Here is a 20,752-nt window from a genome sequence, read left to right as displayed (position 1 = left end):
GTTCGGCAACTCCATCTCGGAGTCGTCTGGCCCCCGCCGGAGGCATGCCCTTCATTGGCCGGCGCGCCGGCCGATGCCGGCGCTTGCGCCGCCAGCAGGCCGAGCGCGGCCGGCGCGGCCCGCTTGCGGGCCGCCTTGATCTGATAGAGCGCAATTCGGCAATCTGTGGCCGGTGGCCACGTGTCCCGTCACGGGACATGCTTGACGCTCGCCTCCCACCATCCTCGGTGCCGGCTCACGGGCTGCAGTGGGTCGTCTCACTCGCTAGGGCGAAGGGTCAGATCTCCTGCTCAGATGATCCGGAGCGTCGGCGCATGCGGATGGCTGCGCGGAGTTCGGTCAGGAAAAGCCAGAGGACACCGACGCCCAGCGGTACCCCCACCCAGGCACGCCAGCTGCCCTCGCTGACTTTCTCCGGCAAAAGAACGGCCCCAAGGAGGAGCAAGAACCCCAGTTTGATGAGTTCTTTCCGTCGTCCGCCCGACTTCGCCATCGCCAATTCCTCCTGGTCGGCACCCCTACCGCACAGGCTAAGCGGTTTCATGATCGTCTAGGACGAAGAACCCACCCTGTCAAGCACCAGGTGGGACTAGCGGGCCTCAGAACTTGGGCTCGACCGGTGAGGGCAGCATGCCGGCCCACTTGCGTAGTACGTCGACGGCCTGGTCCCGGAGGGCTCCTTCGGCGACCTCTTCACGCAGGGAGCGGCGCTCGACGGGTTGGGCGACCTCGCGGTAGAGCTGGAGGTCTTCGAAGCCGTACGTAGCTACGTCGTGGCTGCTGGCTCCGAAGACCAGGCGGGGGATGCGTGCCCAGTAGCAGGCCATGAGGCACATGGGGCAGGGCTCGCTGCTGGCGTACATGACCGCGTCTTCGAACAGGTGCCGCCCGAGCTTGCTGCCAGCGTCGCGTAGGGCCATGACCTCGGCGTGTGCGGTTGGGTCTCGCAGCTCGACAACGCTGCTGGTGCCTTCACCGACGATCGCTCCCGACATGACGACGATGGCACCGTGTACGCGGGGCTGTTCGGTGACGACCTGGACGCGGTGGCCCACCGCCTGGACGAGGCGTTCACGGCGCGTGATGCGGACTATTTGCGGACCGGGACCGGCGACGGCACGGTGATCGACCTGGGGAAAAGGAGAAGCCCAGGCCAATGACCTGGGCTTTCCCGTGGAGCCGCCTGACGGAATCGAACCGTCGACCTACGCATTACGAGTGCGTCGCTCTAGCCGACTGAGCTAAGGCGGCAACGACGGCCAAGTGTACGGCACATCCGGGGGATGGTGTCAGGGGGCCGCGCCGGTCACTTCAACTCACGCCTACCGCAGCTCAGCGAGGGCGGACGCCCCATCATCCGCGTGATCACACGGGTCGGTTCGGGACACCCGGCAGGTGCTCCCCGATCACGGCGACGGTGAGAGCAGGATCCGGACAGGATGGCACAGGACAGCACATCTCGGTGATCGGCATTAGGCTCGCGCCTCGTGACGTACGAGCAGCCCGCGTCAATGCCGCCCGCCGAGGCCGAGCCGTCCCAGCGCCCCCGCCCGGACAGCCTCGACCCGCAGGAGATCGGCTTCACGCCGCGTCCGCCGGTGCCCTGGTTGGCGCCGTTGCTGCTACTCAGCACCGGACTGCGCACCCTGCTCGCCAGCCTTTTCGGCGCCTACCTCGACAAGCGCGAGCTGCAGAACTCGCTGCCCGGCGACGTGCACCGGCACGAGGGCACCAACGGGGAGCTGTGGTTCGACTACATCGCTGACCTCGGCGACGGTTTCCCGGCGACGTACTCCATGGCGTACCTCCTGGTCCAACCGGAGCTTCAGCTCGACGGGCATCGGCTGCCGCGCGGCGAGATCGTGGTCATGGGCGGCGACCAGGTCTATCCGACGGCGAGCAAGTCGGCCTACGAGGATCGCTGCAAGGGGCCCTACCGGGCGGCGCAGCCGGAGCCACCGGCCGACGGACCGCAACCGACGCTCTACGCGGTGCCGGGCAACCATGACTGGTACGACGGGCTGACCGCGTTCCTGCGCCTCTTCGCGCGCCGGCGGGACGCCACCATCGGCGGCTGGCGGACCGAGCAGTCCCGTTCCTACTTCGCGGTCGAGCTGCCATCGCACTGGTGGCTGTTCGGGCTGGACGAGCAGTTCGGCACGTATCTGGACGATCCGCAGCTCACGTACTTCGAGAAGGCGGCGGAGCGGCTCGGTCCGGAGGACCGGGTGATCATCGCGGTGCCGCAGCCGAGCTGGGTCAAGGCCGTGCACGAACCCAAGGCGTACGACTCGGTCGACTACTTCATCCGCACCGTGATCGCGCCGACCGGGGCGCAGGTGCGGCTGCTCGTCTCCGGCGACCTGCACCACTACGCCCGCTATTCCGGCGCCGACCGGCAGTTGATCACCTGCGGCGGCGGAGGCGCCTACCTCTACCCCACCCACAAGCTCCCCGAGCAGATCACCGTGCCACCGCGGGACACCATCGTTCGGAAGGCCAGCCGTAACCGCGACTACGAACTGGCCGGGCGGTATCCCGAACCGGCCCGCTCGCGCCGCTACTCCTGGGGGATCTTCGGGCGGTTGCCGCTGCGTAACCCCGGCTTCACCACCCTGCTCGGCGGCCTGCACACGCTGCTGCTGCTCACGATGGCCGGGGTGGCGACCCAACGGGTGGGCGGCACGGAGCAGCGGCTGTTCAGCATCCCGCTGGCGATGGTCGTGCTGCTGACGCTCGTCGCGGCGGTGCTCTTCGCGAAGCCCCCGAGCGCCAGCGGCAGCCGACACTCCCGGCACTGGCTTCTCGGTCTGACCCACGGGCTCGCCCACATCGGGCTCGCCGCCGGCGGCACCTGGGCGTGGTTGCAACTCGACCTCGTCCGCTGGCCGTGGCCGCTGCCGGTGGTGGCGGCGGTGGTGCTCTACGGTCCGGTGCTCGGCCTCTTCGCCAGTCAGGTCACCGCCGCATACCTGCTGGTAGCGGGAGCGTTCGATGTCAATCTGAACGAACTCTTCGCCGGGCAGGGCATCGAGGACGCGAAGAGCTTCCTGCGGCTGCACATCGCCACCGACGGGAGCCTGACCGTCTACCCCGTCGCTCTCGACCGGATCGGCCGCAGGTGGCAGGCCAACCCGGACGCCGCGCCGGAATGTCCGTGGATCGAGCCCGTGACGCCGCTTCAGCCGCGACTCGCCGAGCCCCCGTTCACCCTGCGCTGACCCGGTCGATCAAGGAGTTTCCCGTCGATCAAGGACGTTTTCACACGATCGCAGATCGTTCTATGTGAATATGTCCTTGATCGACCCGGCGTGTACGGCACGCGGGGGTCAGTTGTAGTGCTCGTCGTGGGCCTTGCGGGGGCCGCAGACCGACGCCCGACTGCACGAGCAGCGCGAACCGTCGGCGTCCATCCGCACCACGACCGAGTCGCGGGGCACGCTGTGTCCGACCACCCGGCCGTCACCCTCCGGGATCGAGACGCGGGTGCCGACCGCCGGCGCGGACGCCTGGAACTGCTGATAGAGCGGATGCTCGTATTTCAGGCAGCACATCAGCCGGCCACACGCGCCCGAGATCCGCAGCGGGTTGAGCGGCAGATCCTGATCTTTCGCCATCCGGATCGTCACCGGCTCGAAATCGGTCAGGAAGGTGGCGCAGCACAGGTCACGTCCACACGAGCCGATGCCGCCCTGCACCCGGGCCGAGTCCCGAGCGGAGAGTTGTCGCAGCTCGACCCGGCAGTGCAGGGTGGCGCCGAGGTCACGGACCAGCGACCGGAAGTCCACCCTGTGCGGCGCGGTGAAGTAGATGGTCGTACGCCCGCTCGCCGGCGATCCGTCCGAGGACTCCAGGACGTGGTCGACCGCGACGACCTTCATGGGCAGGCCGTGCTCCCGGATCAGCCGCTTCGCGGCGACCTTCGCCTCGGCCTTGCGCTTGCGGAGCGTTTCGTCACGCCGCAGGTCCTGGTCGTTGGCAAGGCCGGCCAGCCGCGGGAACCCGCTCGTGTCCTCGTCGACCCACTGCGCGGCCCACACGCACTCCGCCACCTCGGCGCCGTCGTCGGTCGGCACCAGGACGCGATCACCGACGGTGGGGCGCAACTCGCCGGGATCAAGGTAATAAAGGCGTCCGTACCGGTTGAAACTGACGGCGCAGAGCATCCCCATGTGGCCACCCTACGACGCAACGGGTCGGCCGGAAACGGCACCCGAACGGATGACCCGTCATGCTTGCGCAAACGCTAAATCTGATCATCCCCGCAACCCTCGCCGGTCGGCTTCGTTGTGCCACGTCGTAGACACCGCTCAATGCGGTGCCGGCGGCGCAGCTCCCGTACGCCGCCGTCCCTGGCTTTCGGTCACACCGGAGGATGTCGATGACGGACGTTCAGTCCGCACGTTCCACCCTGTCACGAAGAGGCCGCCTCGTGGCCGGCCTCACCACCGCCGGCGTCGTCGGCGCACTCGTGACGCCCGCGCTCGCCGTCGGTCCCGCCGCGGCGGCCTCCCCCTGCACGCAGCCCGCCTCCTACGGCGCGCTGGCCAGCGCCGACCTGGTCAAACTCGGCCTACTCGACCTGCACCCGCTGGGTCTTGGCCTCGGCCCGGTCGCCAACGTCCGGATCGCCTCCGCCAGCTCCGGGCTGAGCGGCGAAGGAACGGTCCACAGCGAGGCGGGGGCGCGTCAGATCGACGCGAACCTGCTCGGGGTGGAGCTGCCCCTCGGGCCGCTCTCCCAGACGGTCTACCAGCAGGCTCCGCCGGCTCACGCCCACCCGGCCACCGCGAACGCACTGGAGCGGGACCTCGGCGTGCTCTCCCTCGGCGTCGGTGACCTCAAGGCGCACGCCACCTGGATCGACGGCATGGAGTGCGGCCAGGAGAGCGGTGACGCGACGATGTCGTCGTCGACGATCGCCGACCTGAGCGTCCTGCCGGGCCCCGGCGGCCAGGCGCTCGTCCGGCTGCCGAGCAACCTGACCAGCTCGACCGCGACCGGCCTGACCAGCCGGAACGACGTCGTGAGCTCGGTCGCCACGGCCTCGATCGGCCTGGCCGAAATCCGGCTCTTCGCCGGTTCGCCGTCGCAGGTGACCGTCAAGGTCATCAAGCCGCCGAAGCTCACGGTCAGCACGGCCGGCTCGCGGGCCAGCGCGACGGTCGAGTACACCTCGCCGGTTCTGGAGATCTCCGGCCCGAACATCCCCACCCAGCGGCTCGACGCGCCCGGTAAGACCATCGACCTGGCCCTGCCGACCTCGCTGGCCGGCGCGGCCGAGGCCCGCTCCCTGGCCCGCACCGAGAAGCTGCCGCTGCTCGGCGGCAACCCGCTCGATCAGGTGATCAAGGGGCTCAGCCCGAACGAGGTCGCCGGGGCCCGGTCCAAGGCGACCAGCAACGCCCCGCTCCCCCTGCCCAACCTGCCGAAGCTGCCCCTCCTGCCCGAGCTGGCCCCGGCCGGCCAGGCGATCGGCGGCGCGGCGGCGGCCCCCGCGGAGGGCGAGCTGTCGATCGTCCGGCTCTCCCTCGGCGAGCTGGAGAAGCAGATCACCGACCAGGCGGTACGGGCCCAGGCGGCGTCTCTGCGGCTCCAGGTCATCACCGCTGGCGAGAACGCGGGTTCCGACACGGACAGCGCCAGCGTCGTGGACCTCGGTGTCGGACTGCTCGACGCGGCCGCTGTGGCGCCGCTCGACGAGGGCGGCGGCGTCAGCGACGAAGAGCCGGGCGACGAAGAGCCGGGCGATGAAGAGGCGGGCGATGAAGAGGCGGGCGGCGCCGGCGGTGGTCTGCCGGTGACCGGCGCGAACATCACCGTCTTCGCTGGCATCGGTCTGCTGCTGGCGGTCGGCGGCGGCGCACTGGTGTTCTTCACGCGGCGGCGGCGACTGAGCTGGCGCGCGTAACGTTACGGAGGATCGGGGTCGGGACGCATGACGCGTCCCGACCCCGATTCGTGTGAACCCCGCTCGGCCGTACGGATGAATCATGGCCGGGGACCGCGACAAACGGCGGACATCGGCGTTGTCTGATACATCCAGAGCCTGCGGGGGGTGCAGGGTAAGGCCACGGCGTCGCAGTCGGAGCGCGAAGCGTTCATCGCTCCTGATGCGGCGCCGTTGGCATCTGCACGGACGTCAGTACGCCAGGCGGGTGGCGACGTCCGGGCGGCTCCCGCCCGGCGGTTGCGACCGGTAGGGCAACTCGACGAGGGCCGGCCCCCACTGCCGCAGCAACGCCTCGCCGCGGTCCACACTCTCCATAACCACGGCGAGCACCCGCGCCCCGATGTCGGCGGCGGCGCGCGCCGATCGGTCGTCGGCCGGCGCACCGGCCACGATGAGCACCGATTCGGCAGATCCGAGCACCTCGGCGAGGGCGCGGGCGAGAGCGTCGCGGCTCCACGTCGCCCAGTCCGCAACGCCATCCAGATAGGACGCAGTCGAGGCGCTCCGGCCCGCAAGGCTCTCCGGGCCGGCGTCGAGATGCGTCACGAGCGCGGTCCGTTGCGCGTCGAACGCCTCAGCCCCGGCACCCTCCCACGATGGACGGATCGTCAGCGTCGCGCGCGCGTCGGCGTACCGGGGTAGGAGGCCGCGCAGCGCGGACCCGGCGGCGGACAGGGACGCCGGTTGCAGCGCGACGATCGCGCCGAACGCTTCGCCGGGGAGGGCCCGGAGCCGGCGCAGAAGCGGCCAGATCGGATGATCGTGCGGCGCGCCCAGCCCGGCCAACAGGTCGTCGACCCGGGTCAGCAGGTCGACGGCGGGCCCGGCGACCTGATCCAGGGCATCCATCACGCCTCCTCCGGCAGGCGTCGCCGGGCGGCATCGTCCGTTTCGGCGTACGCGTCGGCCGCCACCCGCACCGCGCCGGCCGCGTCGACGCAACGCTCCGCGGTCGCGGCGGCTTCGCGACCCCGCGCGCCCACCGCCGCCACCCACTGAGCGTGCAGGGCGCGCCCCAGCTCACCGAAGCTACCGGGGGCGTCGGCGCCGAAGGCGGACGCCGGCGGACCGAGATCGGCGATGGCGTACACGGTCACGGTCAGGGTGGCCGCCGCGTCGTCGAGCCGGCCGGCGAAATCGCGCAGACTTTCCATTTCAGGCCTCCGTCAGCGGCCGGTAGTCGCCGAAGGTCTCGCCGTGCAGCTTCTCCCGTGCCCATCTGGCCGCGTCGGCGGCCGCGGTCACCGCGGCGTGCACGGACCGGGCAAGCTCCACACTGGTACGGCCGTGCAGCGCGCCGAAGATCCGCACGTCGGTAATCGCACCAGCCGCGGTGACGACCACCTCGACGAGCCCGTCCGGCGAGCGGACGGTCACCTCCACCCCGTGCACCGCCTTGTCGAACTCGGCCTGTAGCGACTCGATGTGGCGGTAGCGCTCCACCGCCTCCTCGATCCAGGCCTCGTCGATCTCCCGCGCCATCCGCAGGCTCCCTCACCCAATGTGCGGTCTTCGTTGCACTACGGCACCGAACCGTACCGGCCGGCGCGGCCCGACGGAACCCCTCGGAGTCGATTGCGGTGAATTACGTCGCGGGCAGGAGCACGCTGCGCCAGTGCTCGCCGTTCTCCGTGACGACGGAAGTGCCGCTGCTGGTGATCGTCCAGAGGCGTCCCGGCAGACCACCGGCGTTGCCGGGGTTCGCGATCTCGGCGCCCTTGGTGAAATGGGCGCCGCCGTCGCGACTCACCCAGACGGCCGCTTGCTGCCCGGTGCCGTCGATGAGCATGAGGGCGCCGTCGGACGCGACCGTGAAGGGCCGCGTCGCATCCGAGTGTGGCAGGTCGGTCGTGACCTCGGTCCAGGTCCTGCCGCCGTCGGTCGTCCGGCGCACCCGGGTCGGGCCGGACCGGTCCGGATTGCTCTGGCGATAGTCGGGCACGAGCAGAAGGTATGCCTCCCGGCTGTCACGCGCGGCGATGCCCACGGCCCTCGTTCCCGCGGGAACCGGCGCCGTTTCCCAGGTCTTTCCCCGGTCGGCGCTTTTGACCAGCAGCGCCGGCTGCGGCCAGTCGCCGGGCTGCAGCACGCCCCACATCGTGCCGTCGTCGGTGACGTACATCTGGGCGAGCGCGTGCGGCAACCGGGAGCGGAGCCGAAAGACAACGCCGGTGATCGGATCGGTCGCGAGCGGCTCGGGCACCCCGAAACAGGCAACGAGGCAGCTGAAGATGTGTGCGCCGCGCGGGAAGGCGTCGACCTCGTGACTCACCTCCGCCATGAGGCTCCACGCCAAGCCGCCGTTCCGCGTCGCGTACACCCGCTGGTTGTACGAAACCAGGTAGGTCCGCTCGCTGAGCACCACGTACCGCACCTCGGGCCGGGAACTGCCCTCACACAGGGTGTGACCCATTCTCCCCTCCCGCGACCAGGTCTGGCCGTCGTCCGTCGTGCGGGTGAAGATGACGCTGCAATTGTCCTCGGCGAGGCGAACGGCCACCGCGGTGTGCGATCCGAAGACGACGAGCTCGGCGAAGGGCGACCGTGGCAGCGGGTCGCCGGATCCGGCCGGGTCGGTGCCGTACCGGTCGATGGTTACCGGCGTGAGCGCGGTCGCGCCCAGCGCGGCCACGGTGGCCAGCGCCACCGCAATCCGGCGGCGTTGCCGGGTCCGCGCCGTCCCGCGCAGATCGGCGAGGGGTGGTTGCCGGACCGCGTTGCCCACGGTCTCGGCGTCGAACGCCCGGAACTCCAGATCAGGCATGGGCACTCCCGGTGAGAGTGGGTTCGGTGAGCAGAAGGGCGAGGGCCTGCCGCCCTCGAGACAGCCGCGACTTCACCGTGCCGGCCGAGACGCCGAGCGCCTCGGCGACCTCGTTCACGGGGAGGTCGGCCAGATAGTGCAGCGCGAGTGTGTCCCGCTGGCTCCGCGGCAGTTGCCGCATCGCCTGCATCAGCGCGACGTGCTCCGCTGATGTCTCGGGAACGACCGGTGGCGGACCGATGCGGTGCAGCAGGCCACGGAGGAGACGGTGGCGTCGGTACCGACTCCGCGCGACGTTGAGCGCGACGCGGCGCAGCCACGCCTCATGGTTGTCGAGCGCGGCGAAGAGCCGGGGCCGCGCGGCCGCCCGTACGAAGGCTTCCTGGACCGCCTCCTGCGCCTCGCCGAGGTCACCGGTGACCGCGTAGAGCTGGACCACCAGCCGGCGGAACGACCCGGAATACACCTCGCCGAGCACACCGTCTTCGGACACCCGCGCTCCCTTCATCACCCATCCCACTCATGGGCGGCGTGAAAGGTTCCGTCGGACCGGCCGGATTTGCCGGAAACGATCGATCGGGGTTCGCGCGTGCGGTCAGCCGCGCCAGAGGGCGAGCATCATCGATTCGACGGCGATCCGCGGCTTGACGTTGGCCTCGATCGCCTTGCGGCAGGCGAGCACCGCTTCGAGGCGACGCAGTGCGGCCTCGGGGGTCCACTTCTCGGCGGCCGCCGACGCCAGCGGCGCGGTGTCGGCGTGCACCGGCGCGACCGGCGCCCGCATGGACAGGGTCAGCACGTCACGGTAGAAGCCGGCGAGGTCGACCAGGGCGCGGTCCAGTGAGTCGCGCTGGGCACGGGTGGCGCGGGACTTCTGCCGACGCTCGAGGTCCTTGAGTTGGCCGGCGGCGCCCCTGATCGCGCCGGCGGCGCCGCGACCGGTGCCGCCCGCGCCGAGCGCGGTCTGCAGCGCCTCCCGCTCGCTCGTGTCGGTTTCGGCGACCGCCGCCTCGGCTTCCGCCTCGGCCGCCTCGATCAGCGCCGACGCGGCGTCGAAGGCGGCGCCGACCCCGGTCAACCGGCGCGGTACGGCGAGCACCGCGTCGCGCCGCTTGCGCGCGTCGGGGTCGCGGGCGAGGCGGCGGGCCCGCCCGACGTGTCCCTGCGCGGCGGCGGCGACCCAGCCGGCGACGTCGGCGGGCACCCCGTCGCGCCGGGTCAGCATGGTGGCGACCGCGTCGGCGGAGGGCTGCCGCAGCGGGACCACCCGACAGCGCGAACGGATGGTGACGGAGACGTCGTCGGGGTGGGTGGACGGGGTGCAGAGCAGGAAGACGGTGCGCGGCGGCGGCTCTTCGATCGCCTTGAGCAGCGCGTTGCCGGCCGCTTCGGTGAGCCGGTCGGCGTCCTCGATCACCACGACCTGCCAGCGACCGTCGGAGGGCGTGCTCGCCGCGCGGAGCACCAGCGCGCGCATCTCGCCGACCCCGATGGAGAGCCCTTCGGGCACGACGAAGCGCACATCGGCGTGGGTGCCGCCGAGCGTGGTGCGACAGCCGGCGCACTCGCCGCAGCCGGTGCCATGGACGCACTGGAGGGCGGCGGCGAAAGCGCGGGCGGCGACGGAACGACCTGAACCGGGTGGCCCGGTGAAGATCCAGGCGTGGGTCATGGCCCCCGTGTTGCCGGCGCCCGCCCGCAGCGGCTCCGCGCTGTCGACCGGGTCACCCGCGGCGAGGAACGCGGCCGCCGCCATCGCCGCGCGGCGCAGCGTGTCGACCGCGTCATCCTGGCCGACCAGGTCTACGAAGACGTCGGACATTACGGCCGCCGCTCCAACTCGCCGTCGACCATGGATGTCAGCACGTCATCGGATAACCCCCGCTGACCGGGGGCCTCGCGGGCCTCGGGGTCCTCGGGGTCCTCGGGGTCCTCGCCGGTCGTCACGTCGGACCGGGCGATCAATTCGCCCGTCCGCTCGGCGACCGCGACCCGGATCGCGCCCACCGGCTGGGCGGCGTCGAGCACCAGGTAACGCTTGGGGTCGGCGGCAGCCAGATCGAGAAACGCGTAACGGACCCGCTCGTGGAAGGCGACCGACTCGCTCTCCAGCCGGTCGACCCCGCCGCCGCGGGACGCCGCCCGGGTCAGCCCGACGGTCGGGTCGACGTCGAGGAGGACCACGAGGTCCGGCTTGAGTCCTCCGGTCGCCCAGGAGGAGAGCCAGGAGACCTCGTCGACGGGCAGGGTACGGCCGGCGCCCTGGTAGGCCAGGGAGGAGTCGACGTAGCGGTCACTGATCACCACAGCTCCACGGGCCAGCGCCGGCCGGACGACGGTGGCCACGTGGTGGGCGCGGTCGGCCGCGTAGAGCAGGGCCTCGGCGCGGGGGGAGGGACCGTCGCCCCCGGCCGCGCCGCCGAGCACCAGACCACGGATCCGCTCGCCGATGTCGGTCGCGCCCGGTTCCCGCGTGACGACCACCTCGTGGCCCTGCTCCCGCAGCGTCTCCGCGAGCGCGTTGACCTGCGTCGACTTGCCGGCCCCCTCGCCTCCTTCGAAGACCACGAAGACGCCGTGCCGGGTGAACGGCTCGGCGGGCGACAGGGGACGGCCCCGGACCGATCCCCAGAGATCGGCGAGGACCGGCACCCCTGGCTTGTCGTCCATCTGCCGGAACGCGCTGATGCCGGCAGAGATGCCGAACAGCCCGGCGACCAGCAGCAGGAGCCGGGTCGAGGAGACGGAGATCCCCAGATCGGCGATCCGCAGTTCACGGGAACCACCGACGCCGACCAGCAGGCTGCTCAGCGAGATCGCGAGCATCAGCACGACGCGGGTGCCGGTCTGCACCACGGCGAAGACCCGTCCCCGCACATCGTCGGCGATCTCCCGCCCGAGCAGCGTGGTGCCGGCGAGGAAGGCCATGCCGGCGCCCGCGCCGACCAGCACCGCACCGAGGATCGCCATGGACAGGTGGATCGCACCGGCGAGCACGAGCACCGACGCCCCGGCGAGGACGATGCTCATCCCGAACCAGCGCCGCCGGGAGAGGTCACGCACCACCATCGGGCCGAGTCCGATGCCCAGGCCGAGGCCGATGAAGATCGAGGCGAAGAGCAGATAGAACGCCGCCTGGCCGGCACCGAGGGAAACGGTGAAGAACGGCGCGCTGCCGATGACGATGCCGCCGGCCGCGAAGGCGCCGAAGATACCCAGCACGAGCCCCCGGACGAGCGGCGTCTTGCCGATGAAACGCCAGCCCTCGGCGAACTGGCGCATCAGGCCCTGCTCGGAGTGCCCCCCCGCGCCGGCCCGCCCGCTGATCTCCTTGATGCCGTAGAAGACGACGATCGCGGTAGCCAACCGGGAGAACGCGTTGAAGTAGAGCGCCAGCTCCGCCGGCTCCGCCCACGTCGGCGGCGCGGCGCCGGTCACCCCCCGAACGGTCGCGTCGAGCACCGAGATGCTCAGGGCGGCCAGGACCGGGGTGAGGCCGTACGTGGTGATCAGCGTGAGCTGGTTGGCCAGCTCGAGCCGCGCGCGCGGGATCAGGTTGGGGACCGCAGCCTCCTTGGCCGGAATCCAGATCAGCGTGATCGCCTCGATCAAGAAGACCGCTGTCCCCGCCCAGCCCGCCGCGATGACGCCCCGACCGCCGAAGAGCGCCACGAGCGGAATCGACGCGAACAGGATGAACCGCAGCAGATCACAGATGACCATGGTGATCCGCCGGTCGAACCGGTCGGCCAGCACGCCGGCGACCGGCCCGAGCACGAGGGCGGGGAGCAGCCGCACCGCGATGACGCCGCCGAAGACGGCGCCCTTGGCCGCGCTGCTCTCGACCTGGCTCGCGGCGAAGATCGAGGTGGCGAGCAGGCCGAGCCAGTCGCCGAAGGAGGCCACGCCCAGCACGATCCAGAGACGGCGGAACGGACGGATCCGCAGGACGGACCGGAGCGCCTTGTAGCCGGAGAGTTCGGCCTGGCTGGCGGACGGAGAAGTCTGCGAGGCGCCAGGTGGCACCGCACCCTCCCCCGCGCTGGCGTTGATGTCGATGGCCGTACCTCCCCTGCCGGCCCATCGCTGGGCTCCCCCGGTTCACACTGTAACGGCGGGCGGGACCGACTCCACCCCGACGTTGCCCTGATCCGGCCCGTGCGGCGCGCCGGCCCGGTAGCCTAAGCGAGGCTGTTTCGCGTTTCCCGTCCAACCGCTAGCGTACTGACGTGGCCACCGAACGCGACGACCTGCGCGAGCGCCTCGACCGGGCGACCGCCCACCTTGACCCGCCCTTCGCCGCCGTCGACCTCGCCGCCTTCGACGCGAACGCGGCGGCGCTCGCCGAACGCGGCGCCGGCACACCGATCCGGGTCGCCAGCAAATCCGTCCGCTGCCGCGAACTCCTCTCCCGCGCGCTGCGCGGACCCGGCTGGCACGGCGTCATGGCGTACACCGTGCGCGAAGCGCTCTGGCTGATCCGGGCCGGCGTCACCCGGGACGTGCTGGTGGCGTATCCCACCGCCGACCGCGGCGCCCTCGCCGAGCTCGGCGCGAACCCGGATCTCGCCGCCGCCGTCACGATCATGGTCGACGACCCGGCGCAGCTCGATCTCGTCGACGCCGTCGCGCCGCCGCAGCGTCGGGCCGTGATCCGGGTCTGTCTCGACCTCGACGCGTCCTGGCGACCGCTCGGCGGCCGCCTGCACATCGGGGTACGCCGCTCACCCGTGCACTCCGCGACGGCCGCCGACCGGCTCGCGCGCGAGGTCACGCAACGGCCGGGGTTCCGGCTGGTCGGGCTCATGGCGTACGAGGCGCAGATCGCCGGGATGGGCGACGCGCCGCCGGGTCGGGCGCTGCGGGGCGCGGCGATCCGGGCGGTGCAGCGCCGGTCGTACCGGGAACTGCTGCGGCGGCGCGGCGCGGCCGTGACCGCCGTACGCGAGCACGCCGACCTCGAATTCGTCAACGGCGGCGGCACCGGCAGCGTCGCGGCGACCGCCGCGGACCCGGCAGTGACCGAGGTTACCGCCGGCTCCGGGCTCTACGGCCCCACCCTCTTCGACGCCTACCGCGCCTGGCGCCCGGCCGCAGCGGCGTTCTTCGCGCTCCCGGTCGTGCGCCGGCCGGCGCCGGGCATCGCGACGGTGCTCGGCGGCGGCTGGATCGCCTCCGGGGCCGCCGGACCGAGCCGGCTGCCGACGCCATGGTTGCCCGCCGGCCTGCGACTGACCGGCCCCGAGGGGGCGGGCGAGGTGCAGACCCCGCTCACCGGTCCGGCCGCCGACCGGCTCCGCCCCGGTGACCGGGTGTGGTTCCGCCACGCGAAGGCCGGTGAGCTGTGCGAGCACGTCAGCGAGCTGCACCTGGTCGAGGGCGACCGCGTGGTGGCGGCCGTCCCGACCTACCGCGGCGAGGCGCAGGCGTTCCTCTAGGTCGCAGCGGACGTCCCCGCCGCGTCCGCGGGCCCCCGCTCCGTCAGCCGTCGACGTGGCTGTGCAGGTATTCCCGGACCAGCGCCCGCGCCTCCCGCAGCACCCGCTCGTCGCCGTCGGCGACCCGCCGGAAGGCGAGCTTGATAAGCGAGTCGGCCGCCTCCACCGCGATCTCCAACGAGAAACGCAACCGGGCCACGTCGAGCTGTGTGAACCGCTCCACGATCACCCGGGTCAGTTGCTCGGCGATGACCGAGTTGTTGTCGCGGGTCTCGTCAAGCAGATGCAGGTCCACCACGTCGCCGAAGTGGAGCGTACGGAATCCGGGCACGGTGCGGTGCATGGCGATGTACTCGTCGATCCCGGCATCGACGGCATCCCACCAGTGCGCGAAATCCTCCCGCTCGAACCGGCGGGACAGTCGCTGCAGGTAGGCCTCCATATTGCGCAGCGTCACCGCCTGCACGATCGCGCGCTTGTCCGGGAAAAACTGGTAGACCGAGCCGATCGCCACTTCGGCGCGCTCAGCGAGCAGAGTTGTGGTCAGGCCCTCATAGCCGACCTCGTCAACCAGATCCGCGCAGGCGTCCAGCATCCGTTGTACGCGCGCAACGCTGCGTCCCTGCACCGGTACCCGACGCAGCGGGCCGGCGGTGGTGACGGTCGATGTCGACACTCGTCCCCACTCCCCTTTCGACAGATCGATCTTCCGCAGATCGATCTCTTCGCGATCAATCGCTTTCGGCGTCGCGAGATTCGAGACGTTACTCGGACTAACGAGCGAGTTCAGCCAGGGTGTTTACTCATCGCGACGAATCCTGATATGAAGACGGATCGCGTTGAATGCCGACCCGGGAGGGCGGAATGCGCAGGACCGCACCGCGACCCGACCGCGCGCGATCGACCTGGTCCAACTGGGCCGGCAACCAGGCGGCGGTCGCCGCCGACGTTCTCGTGCCGCGCAGCGTCGGGGAGGTCGCGGCGGCCATCCGTACCGCCGCGGACACCGGCCGCCGCGTCAAGGCGGTCGGCAGCGGGCACTCCTTCACCGATATCGCCCGCGGCGACGACCAGCGCATCGAACTCTCCCGACTGGCCGGGCCGCTCGCCGTCGACCCCGCCCAGCGGCGGATCACCGTCCCGGCCGGCATGCCCCTGCGCACCCTCAACGACCTGCTCGCCCGGCACGGCCTCGCGCTGCCCAACCTCGGCGACATCGACGCGCAGACCATCTCCGGCGCCATCTCCACCGGCACCCACGGCACCGGGGCGCGGCACGGCTGCCTGGCGACCTTCGTCGAGGCACTGACCCTGGTCACCGGCACGGGCGAGGTGCTGCGCTGCTCGGCGGAGGAACATCGGGACCTCTTCGCCGCCGCCCGCGTCGGTCTCGGCGCGCTCGGGGTCATCGTCGACGTGACCCTGCGCTGCGTCGACGCCTTCGTGCTCCGCGCCGACGAGCGTCCCGTTCCGCTCGCCGCCGTCCTCGCCGACCTGCCCACGGCCATCGAGGAGAACGACCACCTCGAGTTCTACTGGTTTCCGTACACCGACCGGGCGCAGCTCAAGACGAACAATCGGGTGCCCGCCGACAACGCTCCCCTGTCCCGCCTGCGCGGCTGGCTCGACGACGAACTTCTCGCCAACACCGTCTTCGCGGGCGCCTGCCGACTCGGCCGGGCCGCGCCGCGCACCGTCCCGGCGATCAGCGCGATCTCCGCCCGCGCGCTGACCGCCCGCAGCTACACCGCCCGCTCCGACAAGGTCTTCTGCACACCACGCCGGGTCCGCTTCACGGAAATGGAGTACGGGCTGCCGCGCGCCGCGCTCCCCGAGGCGCTGACCGCGCTGCGCCGCATCGTCGACCGGCTGCCGTTCAAGGTGCTCTTCCCGGTCGAGGTGCGCTTCACCGCCGCGGACGACATCTGGCTCTCCCACGGCTACGGCCGCGAGTCGGCGTACATCGCCGTCCACCAGTACGTCGGCGCTCCGTACGAGCCGTACTTCCGGGCGTTCGAGGAGGTGACGGAGGCGCTGGGTGGCCGACCGCACTGGGGCAAGCTGCACTACCGGGACGCGGAGTCGCTGCGGCCGGCGTACCCGCGCTTCGACGACTTCCTCGCCGTGCGGGACCGGCTCGACCCCGCACGGGTCTTCGCCAACGCCTACACGCAGCGCGTCCTCGGCCCCTGACGGGCCGGGCGACTACTCCGCGGCCTTGGCCGCCGCCTTCTTCGGCGCCGCCTTCTTGGTGGCCTTCTTCGCCGCCTTCTTGACCGGCGTCCCGCCGTCGGCCGCCGCCTTCGTCGCCTTGGTCGCCTTCGTCGCCTTGGTCGCCTTCTTCGCCGGCGTGGCCTTCTTCGCCGCCGCCTTGGTGGCCTTCTTACGCGGCGCCGGCCCCTTGGCGCGCTTCTCGGCCAGCATCTCCGAGGCCTGCTCCATGCTGAGCTCCTCGGGCGTCTGCCCGCGGCGCAGCGACGCGTTGGTCTCCCCGTCGGTCACGTACGGCCCGAACCGCCCGTCCTTGATGACCAGCGGCTTCTCGGTCAGCGGATCGACGCCCATCTCGCGCAGCGGCGGCGCGGCCGCCTTGCGCTGACGGGTCTTCGGGGCGGCGAGGAGCGCGAGCGCCTCATCGAGGGTGACCGTGAAGAGCTTCTCCTCGGAGTCCAGCGAGCGGAACTCGTCGCCCTTCTTCACGTACGGGCCGTAGCGGCCGGCCGCGGCGAGGACCTCGGCTCCGTCGGGCGCCACGCCGACCACGCGGGGCAGCGACAGCAGCCGGAGCGCCTCCTCCAACGAGACGAATTCCGGTGACTGTGACTTGAGCAGCGAAGACTTGCGGTCACCGCTGGCGACGTAGGGGCCGTAGCGGCCGGACTTGAGCAGGATCGGCTCGCCCGTCTCCGGGTGCTCGCCGATCTTGCGCTCGCCACCGCCGCCGAGAAAGAGCTCGTTGACCTTCTCCGGCGTCAGCTCGTCGGGGGCCAACCCCTCCGGGATCGAGACGCGGTCGCCGCTGGGCTCGCCCTCGGCGGACGGCGTCGGCTCCTGGCCGGGCAGGTTCCGCTGCAGGTACGGCCCGTACCGGCCGACCCGGACCACCACGTCGCGGCCGTCGTCGTCGCGGAACAGCGGGATGGAGTTGACGCTGCGCGCGTCGATCTCGCTGACGTTCTCGGTGACCAGCTTCTTCAGCCCGCCCGACCGGGCGATCGTGGCGTCACCGGCCCCGTTGCCACTGCCGAAGTAGAACGCGTTGAGGAAGTCGAGCGACGCGTGGTCGCCACCGGCGATCTCGTCGAGCTCGTTCTCCATGCTCGCGGTGAAGTCGTAGTCGACCAGGCGCGGGTAGTGCCGCTCCAGGAGTCCGACCACGGCGAACGCGAGGAACGCCGGGATGAGGGCCTGGCCGCGCCGGACGACGTAACCGCGGTCCTGGATGGTCTGCATGATCGAGGCGTACGTCGAGGGCCGGCCGATGCCGAGCTCCTCGAGCGCCTTCACCAGCGACGCCTCCGTGTAGCGGGCGGGCGGCTGGGTGCTGTGCCCCACCGCGGCCAACTCCTCCGCGGTCAGCGGCTGGTCCTTGGTCAGGTTGGGCAGGCGACGCTCGGCATCCTCGGCCTCGGCGTTCTCGTCGTCGGACGACTCGACGTACGCGCGGAGGAAGCCGGGGTCGGTGATGGTCTTACCGGTGGCGCCGAAGTCTGCCTCTTCGCCCGCGGTGGAGACCGCGCGGATCCGCACCGAGACGCTGGAGCCGACCGCGTCGGTCATCTGCGACGCGATCGTGCGCCGCCAGATCAGCTCGTAGAGCTTGAACTCCTCGGTCGACAGTTCCTTCGCGAGTTCGCCGGGGGTACGGAACGTGTCGCCGGCGGGGCGGATCGCCTCGTGCGCCTCCTGCGCGTTCTTCACCTTGCCGGTGTAGCGGCGCGGCTGCGGCGGGACGAACCGGTCACCGTAGAGCTCCGCGACCTGCGCCCGGGCCGCGGTGATCGCGGTCTCGGAGAGGTTGACGGAGTCGGTACGCATATAGGTGATGTAGCCGTTTTCGTAGAGCCGCTGCGCCGTCCGCATCGTCTGCTGCGAGGAGAAGCGCAGCTTTCGCGCCCCCTCCTGCTGCAGCGTCGAGGTGATGAACGGGGCGTACGGCCGACGCCGGTAGGGCTTCTCCTCCACCCGCGTCACCGTGAACGGCCGCCCATCGAGCCGGGCCGCCAGGCCACGCGCCCCGTCGCCGTCGAGATGGATCACCCCGGCCTCGGGCCGTACCCGCCCGGTCGTCGGCTCGAAGTCGCGGCCCGTCGCGATCTTGTCGCCGCCGAGCGCCACGAGGGTGGCGTTGAAGGTGCGCGGCCCCTCGCCGACGGACGTGGCCTCCACTGCGAGCGTCGCCTGGATGTCCCAGTACTCGGCGGTGCGGAACGCCATCCGCTGCCGCTCGCGCTCGACCACGATGCGGGTCGCCACCGACTGGACCCGGCCCGCCGACAGCCGCGGCATGACCTTCTTCCACAGCACCGGCGAGACCTCGTAGCCGTAGAGACGGTCGAGGATGCGGCGCGCCTCCTGGGCATCGACCAGATCGCGGTCGATCTCACGGGGGTTGGCGACCGCTGCCTGGATCGCCGGCTTGGTGATCTCGTGGAAGACCATCCGCCGGACGGGGACCTTGGGCTTGATCGTCTCCAGCAGGTGCCAGGCGATCGCCTCGCCCTCGCGGTCCTCATCGGTGGCGAGGAAGACCTCGTCGGCCTCCTTGGCCAACTTCGTCAACTTGGCGATCTGCTGCTTGCGGTCGGCGGAGACCACGTAGAGCGCGGCGAACCCGTTGTCGACGTCGACGCCGAGCCGGGCCCACGGTTCCTTCTTGTACTTGGCGGGCACGTCGGCCGCGTTGCGGGGGAGGTCACGCACGTGACCCAGGCTGGCCTCGACGACATACCCCGGGCCGAGATAGCCCGAGATCGTCTTGGCCTTCGCCGGAGACTCGACGATGACCAGACGCATGCTCCCGGCGTTACTCGGCACTTCTCTCCCTGACCTCGGCTCGCTCCGCGGCGCCCGGCTGGCATGCCGAGCCCGCACCTGTCACTGACCCCGCGCCTTCACGATCGACGCTCTGGATGTCCAACGTAACGCGCTGTCCGGGCGAAGGTGTCCGCATACGCCAGCACCCCCGTCGGCCGGAATGGCGGATGGCGGGGTGCCGTGCCTGCGGTGATGCGCCCGGACGGCGACACCGTACACCCCGCACAGGCGTGACGTGGCTCACCGCACCGATCAGGTGACCACGCCGGAAAAAATGGCGGGTGTCGATTTCGGTGCCCCTCCGCACACATCGCACATGCTGATCGTCCTGGTCCCGGCCGTCATCCCGGCCACTCCGCGGCCGGCGCCGCGGCCGGTCGGTCGCCGACCAGCTCACCCAGCCGGGCCAGCCGGCGCCGCCCCGTGATGCGGTAGGCCGGGCCGCCGGAACCGGGATCGAGTAACGCCGCGGGGAGCCCCACCGCGGCGAGCGCCGCTCCCACCTGCTCCCAGCACGCCTCCTGCGCCGGGCCGAGCCGCAGCACGTAGCCGGGCTGCTCCACGCTGCCGGCCGCGGCCGCCCAGAGCCGCAGCCGGGGACCGGTGAGGTGGAAGTCGGGCGGCGGGCGCTTGACCGCGCCCCGCAGCCAGCCCGCGGCCAGACCGGCGAGCGTCATCGCGTACGCGGTCCGGACGGCGAGCCGCCCCGCGTCGGCGGGGACCCAGGTGGCGCCGAGCCCCCGCGCGGCGAACTCGGCGACGAGCACGTGCACCCGCCAGGCGGCGTCGACGACGATCGAGACACGCGCCGTCCCGCCCATCCGGACCACGTCACCGGGGCCGGCGAGCAGGCCGGCGAGATCCGCCGGGGACGGCTCAGCCGCCTCGACGCCGAACAGGGAAAGCTGCCGGACCGGGTCCGGCGACGGGAGCCCCTCAGGCGCCGTCAGCGACACTCCGGGACCTCGTCGAAGGCCTTCTGCAACTCTGGCGAGTTGAGCGAGTCCGTATCCAACGCGCTGCGGCTGTATTCCGTGTTGAGCGTCTTGAGCACCGTTTCGACCCCGTCGTAGAAGGAGCCGCCCCGGCTGGCGTCGAGCTGCTCGATCCCCCGCTTCGCGTTGCCGTAGGCGTCACGGACCGAACTCAGCGAGGCGACGAAGCCGTGGGCCACGGAGTCGCCCCGGTCGACATCGGGCACGCCCGCCTTCTCGACCTGGTCGCGGGCCCGCTCGCTGGCCGCCTCCGCCCCGGCGAGCAGCCGGACCAGATTCTCCTTTGCCTGGGCCGGCGTCGTCTTCGCGGTCATCTGCTGTTGGGTGCTGCTGGTGAGCTTGCCGATCTCGGCCCGCCACGGGGTCAGCGCCGTACAGACCGACGCCGCCCAGACGGTGGGCGACGGCCCCGCGCCACAGGCCCCGAGGAAAAGGACGAGCACGGACAGGACAGCCGTGATCGGTCCGGCGGGAACCGGGCGGGGGGTGCGCATGCGTTGCAGCGTACGGGTTCCGGCTGGCGGGGGGACAGACGGTTGTGACGCGCGCACAGCCGTGGCGACAG

General features: G+C 71.4%; 19 protein-coding genes and 1 tRNA gene. 5 read left to right on the top strand and 15 right to left on the bottom strand.

Translation table 11 applies throughout. The features are described 5' to 3' along the window. Positions 1 to 277: 277 nt before the first annotated feature. Together AB0J06_RS11795 and AB0J06_RS11790 are read right to left on the bottom strand one after the other, a co-directional pair. Positions 278 to 493: a hypothetical protein gene (locus AB0J06_RS11795; protein WP_357427394.1), complete on the bottom strand. Its 216-nt coding sequence runs from the start codon at positions 491 to 493 to the stop codon at positions 278 to 280. Positions 494 to 599: 106 nt separating this feature from the next. Further along, positions 600 to 995, bottom strand: coding sequence for a nucleoside deaminase (locus AB0J06_RS11790; RefSeq protein WP_357427392.1), 396 nt, complete (start codon positions 993 to 995; stop codon positions 600 to 602). On the opposite strand from AB0J06_RS11790, the gene AB0J06_RS11785 reads away from it, so the two are divergent. Beyond that, positions 930 to 1,160: a hypothetical protein gene (locus tag AB0J06_RS11785; RefSeq protein ID WP_357427540.1), complete on the top strand. Its 231-nt coding sequence runs from the start codon at positions 930 to 932 to the stop codon at positions 1,158 to 1,160. The two genes, AB0J06_RS11790 and AB0J06_RS11785, sit on opposite strands and share 66 nt — an antisense overlap. A gap of 14 nt (positions 1,161 to 1,174) precedes the next feature. On the opposite strand, the gene AB0J06_RS11780 is transcribed toward AB0J06_RS11785, so the two are convergent. Then, a tRNA-Thr gene (locus tag AB0J06_RS11780) sits at positions 1,175 to 1,251 on the bottom strand. Positions 1,252 to 1,511: 260 nt separating this feature from the next. On the opposite strand from AB0J06_RS11780, the gene AB0J06_RS11775 reads away from it, so the two are divergent. After that, the gene (locus tag AB0J06_RS11775; protein ID WP_357427530.1) at positions 1,512 to 3,221 is read left to right on the top strand and encodes a metallophosphoesterase; all 1,710 of its coding nucleotides are present in this window, start codon (positions 1,512 to 1,514) and stop codon (positions 3,219 to 3,221) included. Positions 3,222 to 3,329: 108 nt separating this feature from the next. Here the strand turns inward: AB0J06_RS11775 and ricT are convergent, their stop codons facing one another. Next, positions 3,330 to 4,172 carry a regulatory iron-sulfur-containing complex subunit RicT gene (ricT, locus tag AB0J06_RS11770; RefSeq protein ID WP_357427390.1) on the bottom strand — a complete coding sequence of 281 codons (843 nt, stop codon included), beginning with the start codon at positions 4,170 to 4,172 and terminating at the stop codon, positions 3,330 to 3,332. Between the two features lie 260 nt (positions 4,173 to 4,432). On the opposite strand from ricT, the gene AB0J06_RS11765 reads away from it, so the two are divergent. After that, positions 4,433 to 5,911 carry an LPXTG cell wall anchor domain-containing protein gene (locus tag AB0J06_RS11765; RefSeq protein WP_357427388.1) on the top strand — a complete coding sequence of 493 codons (1,479 nt, stop codon included), beginning with the start codon at positions 4,433 to 4,435 and terminating at the stop codon, positions 5,909 to 5,911. 231 nt (positions 5,912 to 6,142) lie between these two features. Here the strand turns inward: AB0J06_RS11765 and AB0J06_RS11760 are convergent, their stop codons facing one another. From AB0J06_RS11760 to tmk, 7 genes are all read right to left on the bottom strand, one after another. Beyond that, positions 6,143 to 6,802, bottom strand: coding sequence for a hypothetical protein (locus AB0J06_RS11760; RefSeq protein WP_357427386.1), 660 nt, complete (start codon positions 6,800 to 6,802; stop codon positions 6,143 to 6,145). Next, complete coding sequence (locus tag AB0J06_RS11755) at positions 6,802 to 7,107, bottom strand: hypothetical protein (protein WP_357427384.1); 306 nt, start codon at positions 7,105 to 7,107, stop codon at positions 6,802 to 6,804. Before AB0J06_RS11755 ends, AB0J06_RS11760 begins: the two co-directional genes overlap by 1 nt. Position 7,108: 1 nt before the next feature. Then, positions 7,109 to 7,435: a YbaB/EbfC family nucleoid-associated protein gene (locus tag AB0J06_RS11750; RefSeq protein ID WP_357427382.1), complete on the bottom strand. Its 327-nt coding sequence runs from the start codon at positions 7,433 to 7,435 to the stop codon at positions 7,109 to 7,111. Positions 7,436 to 7,538: 103 nt separating this feature from the next. Then, a complete protein-coding gene (locus AB0J06_RS11745) occupies positions 7,539 to 8,717 on the bottom strand; it encodes a sialidase family protein (protein WP_357427380.1) in 1,179 nt (392 codons plus the stop codon). Further along, complete coding sequence (locus AB0J06_RS11740) at positions 8,710 to 9,210, bottom strand: sigma-70 family RNA polymerase sigma factor (protein WP_357427378.1); 501 nt, start codon at positions 9,208 to 9,210, stop codon at positions 8,710 to 8,712. The genes AB0J06_RS11745 and AB0J06_RS11740 overlap by 8 nt, the downstream gene beginning before the upstream one ends. Positions 9,211 to 9,312: 102 nt before the next feature. Further along, positions 9,313 to 10,539, bottom strand: a complete 1,227-nt coding sequence (locus AB0J06_RS11735; protein WP_357427376.1) for a DNA polymerase III subunit delta' — start codon at positions 10,537 to 10,539, stop codon at positions 9,313 to 9,315. Continuing rightward, the gene (gene tmk / locus AB0J06_RS11730; RefSeq protein ID WP_357427528.1) at positions 10,539 to 12,632 is read right to left on the bottom strand and encodes a dTMP kinase; all 2,094 of its coding nucleotides are present in this window, start codon (positions 12,630 to 12,632) and stop codon (positions 10,539 to 10,541) included. The genes AB0J06_RS11735 and tmk overlap by 1 nt, the downstream gene beginning before the upstream one ends. Before the next feature lie 314 nt (positions 12,633 to 12,946). On the opposite strand from tmk, the gene AB0J06_RS11725 reads away from it, so the two are divergent. Then, positions 12,947 to 14,155 carry an amino acid deaminase/aldolase gene (locus AB0J06_RS11725; protein WP_357427374.1) on the top strand — a complete coding sequence of 403 codons (1,209 nt, stop codon included), beginning with the start codon at positions 12,947 to 12,949 and terminating at the stop codon, positions 14,153 to 14,155. A gap of 43 nt (positions 14,156 to 14,198) precedes the next feature. Here AB0J06_RS11725 and AB0J06_RS11720 read toward each other — a convergent pair whose 3' ends face one another. Next, entirely contained in the window at positions 14,199 to 14,831 is a 633-nt protein-coding gene (locus AB0J06_RS11720; protein WP_357427372.1) for a TetR/AcrR family transcriptional regulator, read from the bottom strand. Between the two features lie 188 nt (positions 14,832 to 15,019). Here AB0J06_RS11720 and AB0J06_RS11715 point away from each other — a divergent pair, with 188 nt between their 5' ends. Further along, the gene (locus tag AB0J06_RS11715) at positions 15,020 to 16,348 is read left to right on the top strand and encodes a D-arabinono-1,4-lactone oxidase (RefSeq protein ID WP_357427370.1); all 1,329 of its coding nucleotides are present in this window, start codon (positions 15,020 to 15,022) and stop codon (positions 16,346 to 16,348) included. Positions 16,349 to 16,360: 12 nt separating this feature from the next. On the opposite strand, the gene topA is transcribed toward AB0J06_RS11715, so the two are convergent. From topA to AB0J06_RS11700, 3 genes are all read right to left on the bottom strand, one after another. Further along, a complete protein-coding gene (gene topA / locus AB0J06_RS11710; RefSeq protein WP_357427368.1) occupies positions 16,361 to 19,192 on the bottom strand; it encodes a type I DNA topoisomerase in 2,832 nt (943 codons plus the stop codon). 341 nt (positions 19,193 to 19,533) lie between these two features. Then, positions 19,534 to 20,148 (bottom strand): hypothetical protein, encoded by a 615-nt coding sequence (locus AB0J06_RS11705; RefSeq protein ID WP_357427366.1) that lies wholly within the window; start codon positions 20,146 to 20,148, stop codon positions 19,534 to 19,536. Then, on the bottom strand, positions 20,139 to 20,681 hold the full coding sequence (locus AB0J06_RS11700; protein WP_357427364.1) for a hypothetical protein: 543 nt from the start codon (positions 20,679 to 20,681) through the stop codon (positions 20,139 to 20,141). The genes AB0J06_RS11705 and AB0J06_RS11700 overlap by 10 nt, the downstream gene beginning before the upstream one ends. Positions 20,682 to 20,752 lie beyond the last annotated feature (71 nt).

Origin of the sequence: Micromonospora sp. NPDC049679 (genome assembly GCF_040659735.1) — a bacterium.
GTDB lineage: Bacteria > Actinomycetota > Actinomycetes > Mycobacteriales > Micromonosporaceae > Micromonospora_I.
This window is presented reverse-complemented; position numbering and strand designations above follow the sequence as displayed.

Bases quoted from the DNA above. Each gene is read 5' to 3' on its own strand.
- AB0J06_RS11795 (WP_357427394.1), bottom strand. From the start codon at position 493: ATGGCGAAGTCGGGCGGACGACGGAAAGAACTCATCAAACTGGGGTTC.
- AB0J06_RS11790 (WP_357427392.1), bottom strand. From the start codon at position 995: ATGTCGGGAGCGATCGTCGGTGAAGGCACCAGCAGCGTTGTCGAGCTG.
- AB0J06_RS11775 (WP_357427530.1), top strand. From the start codon at position 1,512: ATGCCGCCCGCCGAGGCCGAGCCGTCCCAGCGCCCCCGCCCGGACAGC.
- ricT (WP_357427390.1), bottom strand. From the start codon at position 4,172: ATGGGGATGCTCTGCGCCGTCAGTTTCAACCGGTACGGACGCCTTTAT.
- AB0J06_RS11760 (WP_357427386.1), bottom strand. From the start codon at position 6,802: ATGGATGCCCTGGATCAGGTCGCCGGGCCCGCCGTCGACCTGCTGACC.
- AB0J06_RS11755 (WP_357427384.1), bottom strand. From the start codon at position 7,107: ATGGAAAGTCTGCGCGATTTCGCCGGCCGGCTCGACGACGCGGCGGCC.
- AB0J06_RS11750 (WP_357427382.1), bottom strand. From the start codon at position 7,435: ATGGCGCGGGAGATCGACGAGGCCTGGATCGAGGAGGCGGTGGAGCGC.
- AB0J06_RS11745 (WP_357427380.1), bottom strand. From the start codon at position 8,717: ATGCCTGATCTGGAGTTCCGGGCGTTCGACGCCGAGACCGTGGGCAAC.
- AB0J06_RS11735 (WP_357427376.1), bottom strand. From the start codon at position 10,539: ATGTCCGACGTCTTCGTAGACCTGGTCGGCCAGGATGACGCGGTCGAC.
- AB0J06_RS11715 (WP_357427370.1), top strand. From the start codon at position 15,020: ATGCGCAGGACCGCACCGCGACCCGACCGCGCGCGATCGACCTGGTCC.
- AB0J06_RS11700 (WP_357427364.1), bottom strand. From the start codon at position 20,681: ATGCGCACCCCCCGCCCGGTTCCCGCCGGACCGATCACGGCTGTCCTG.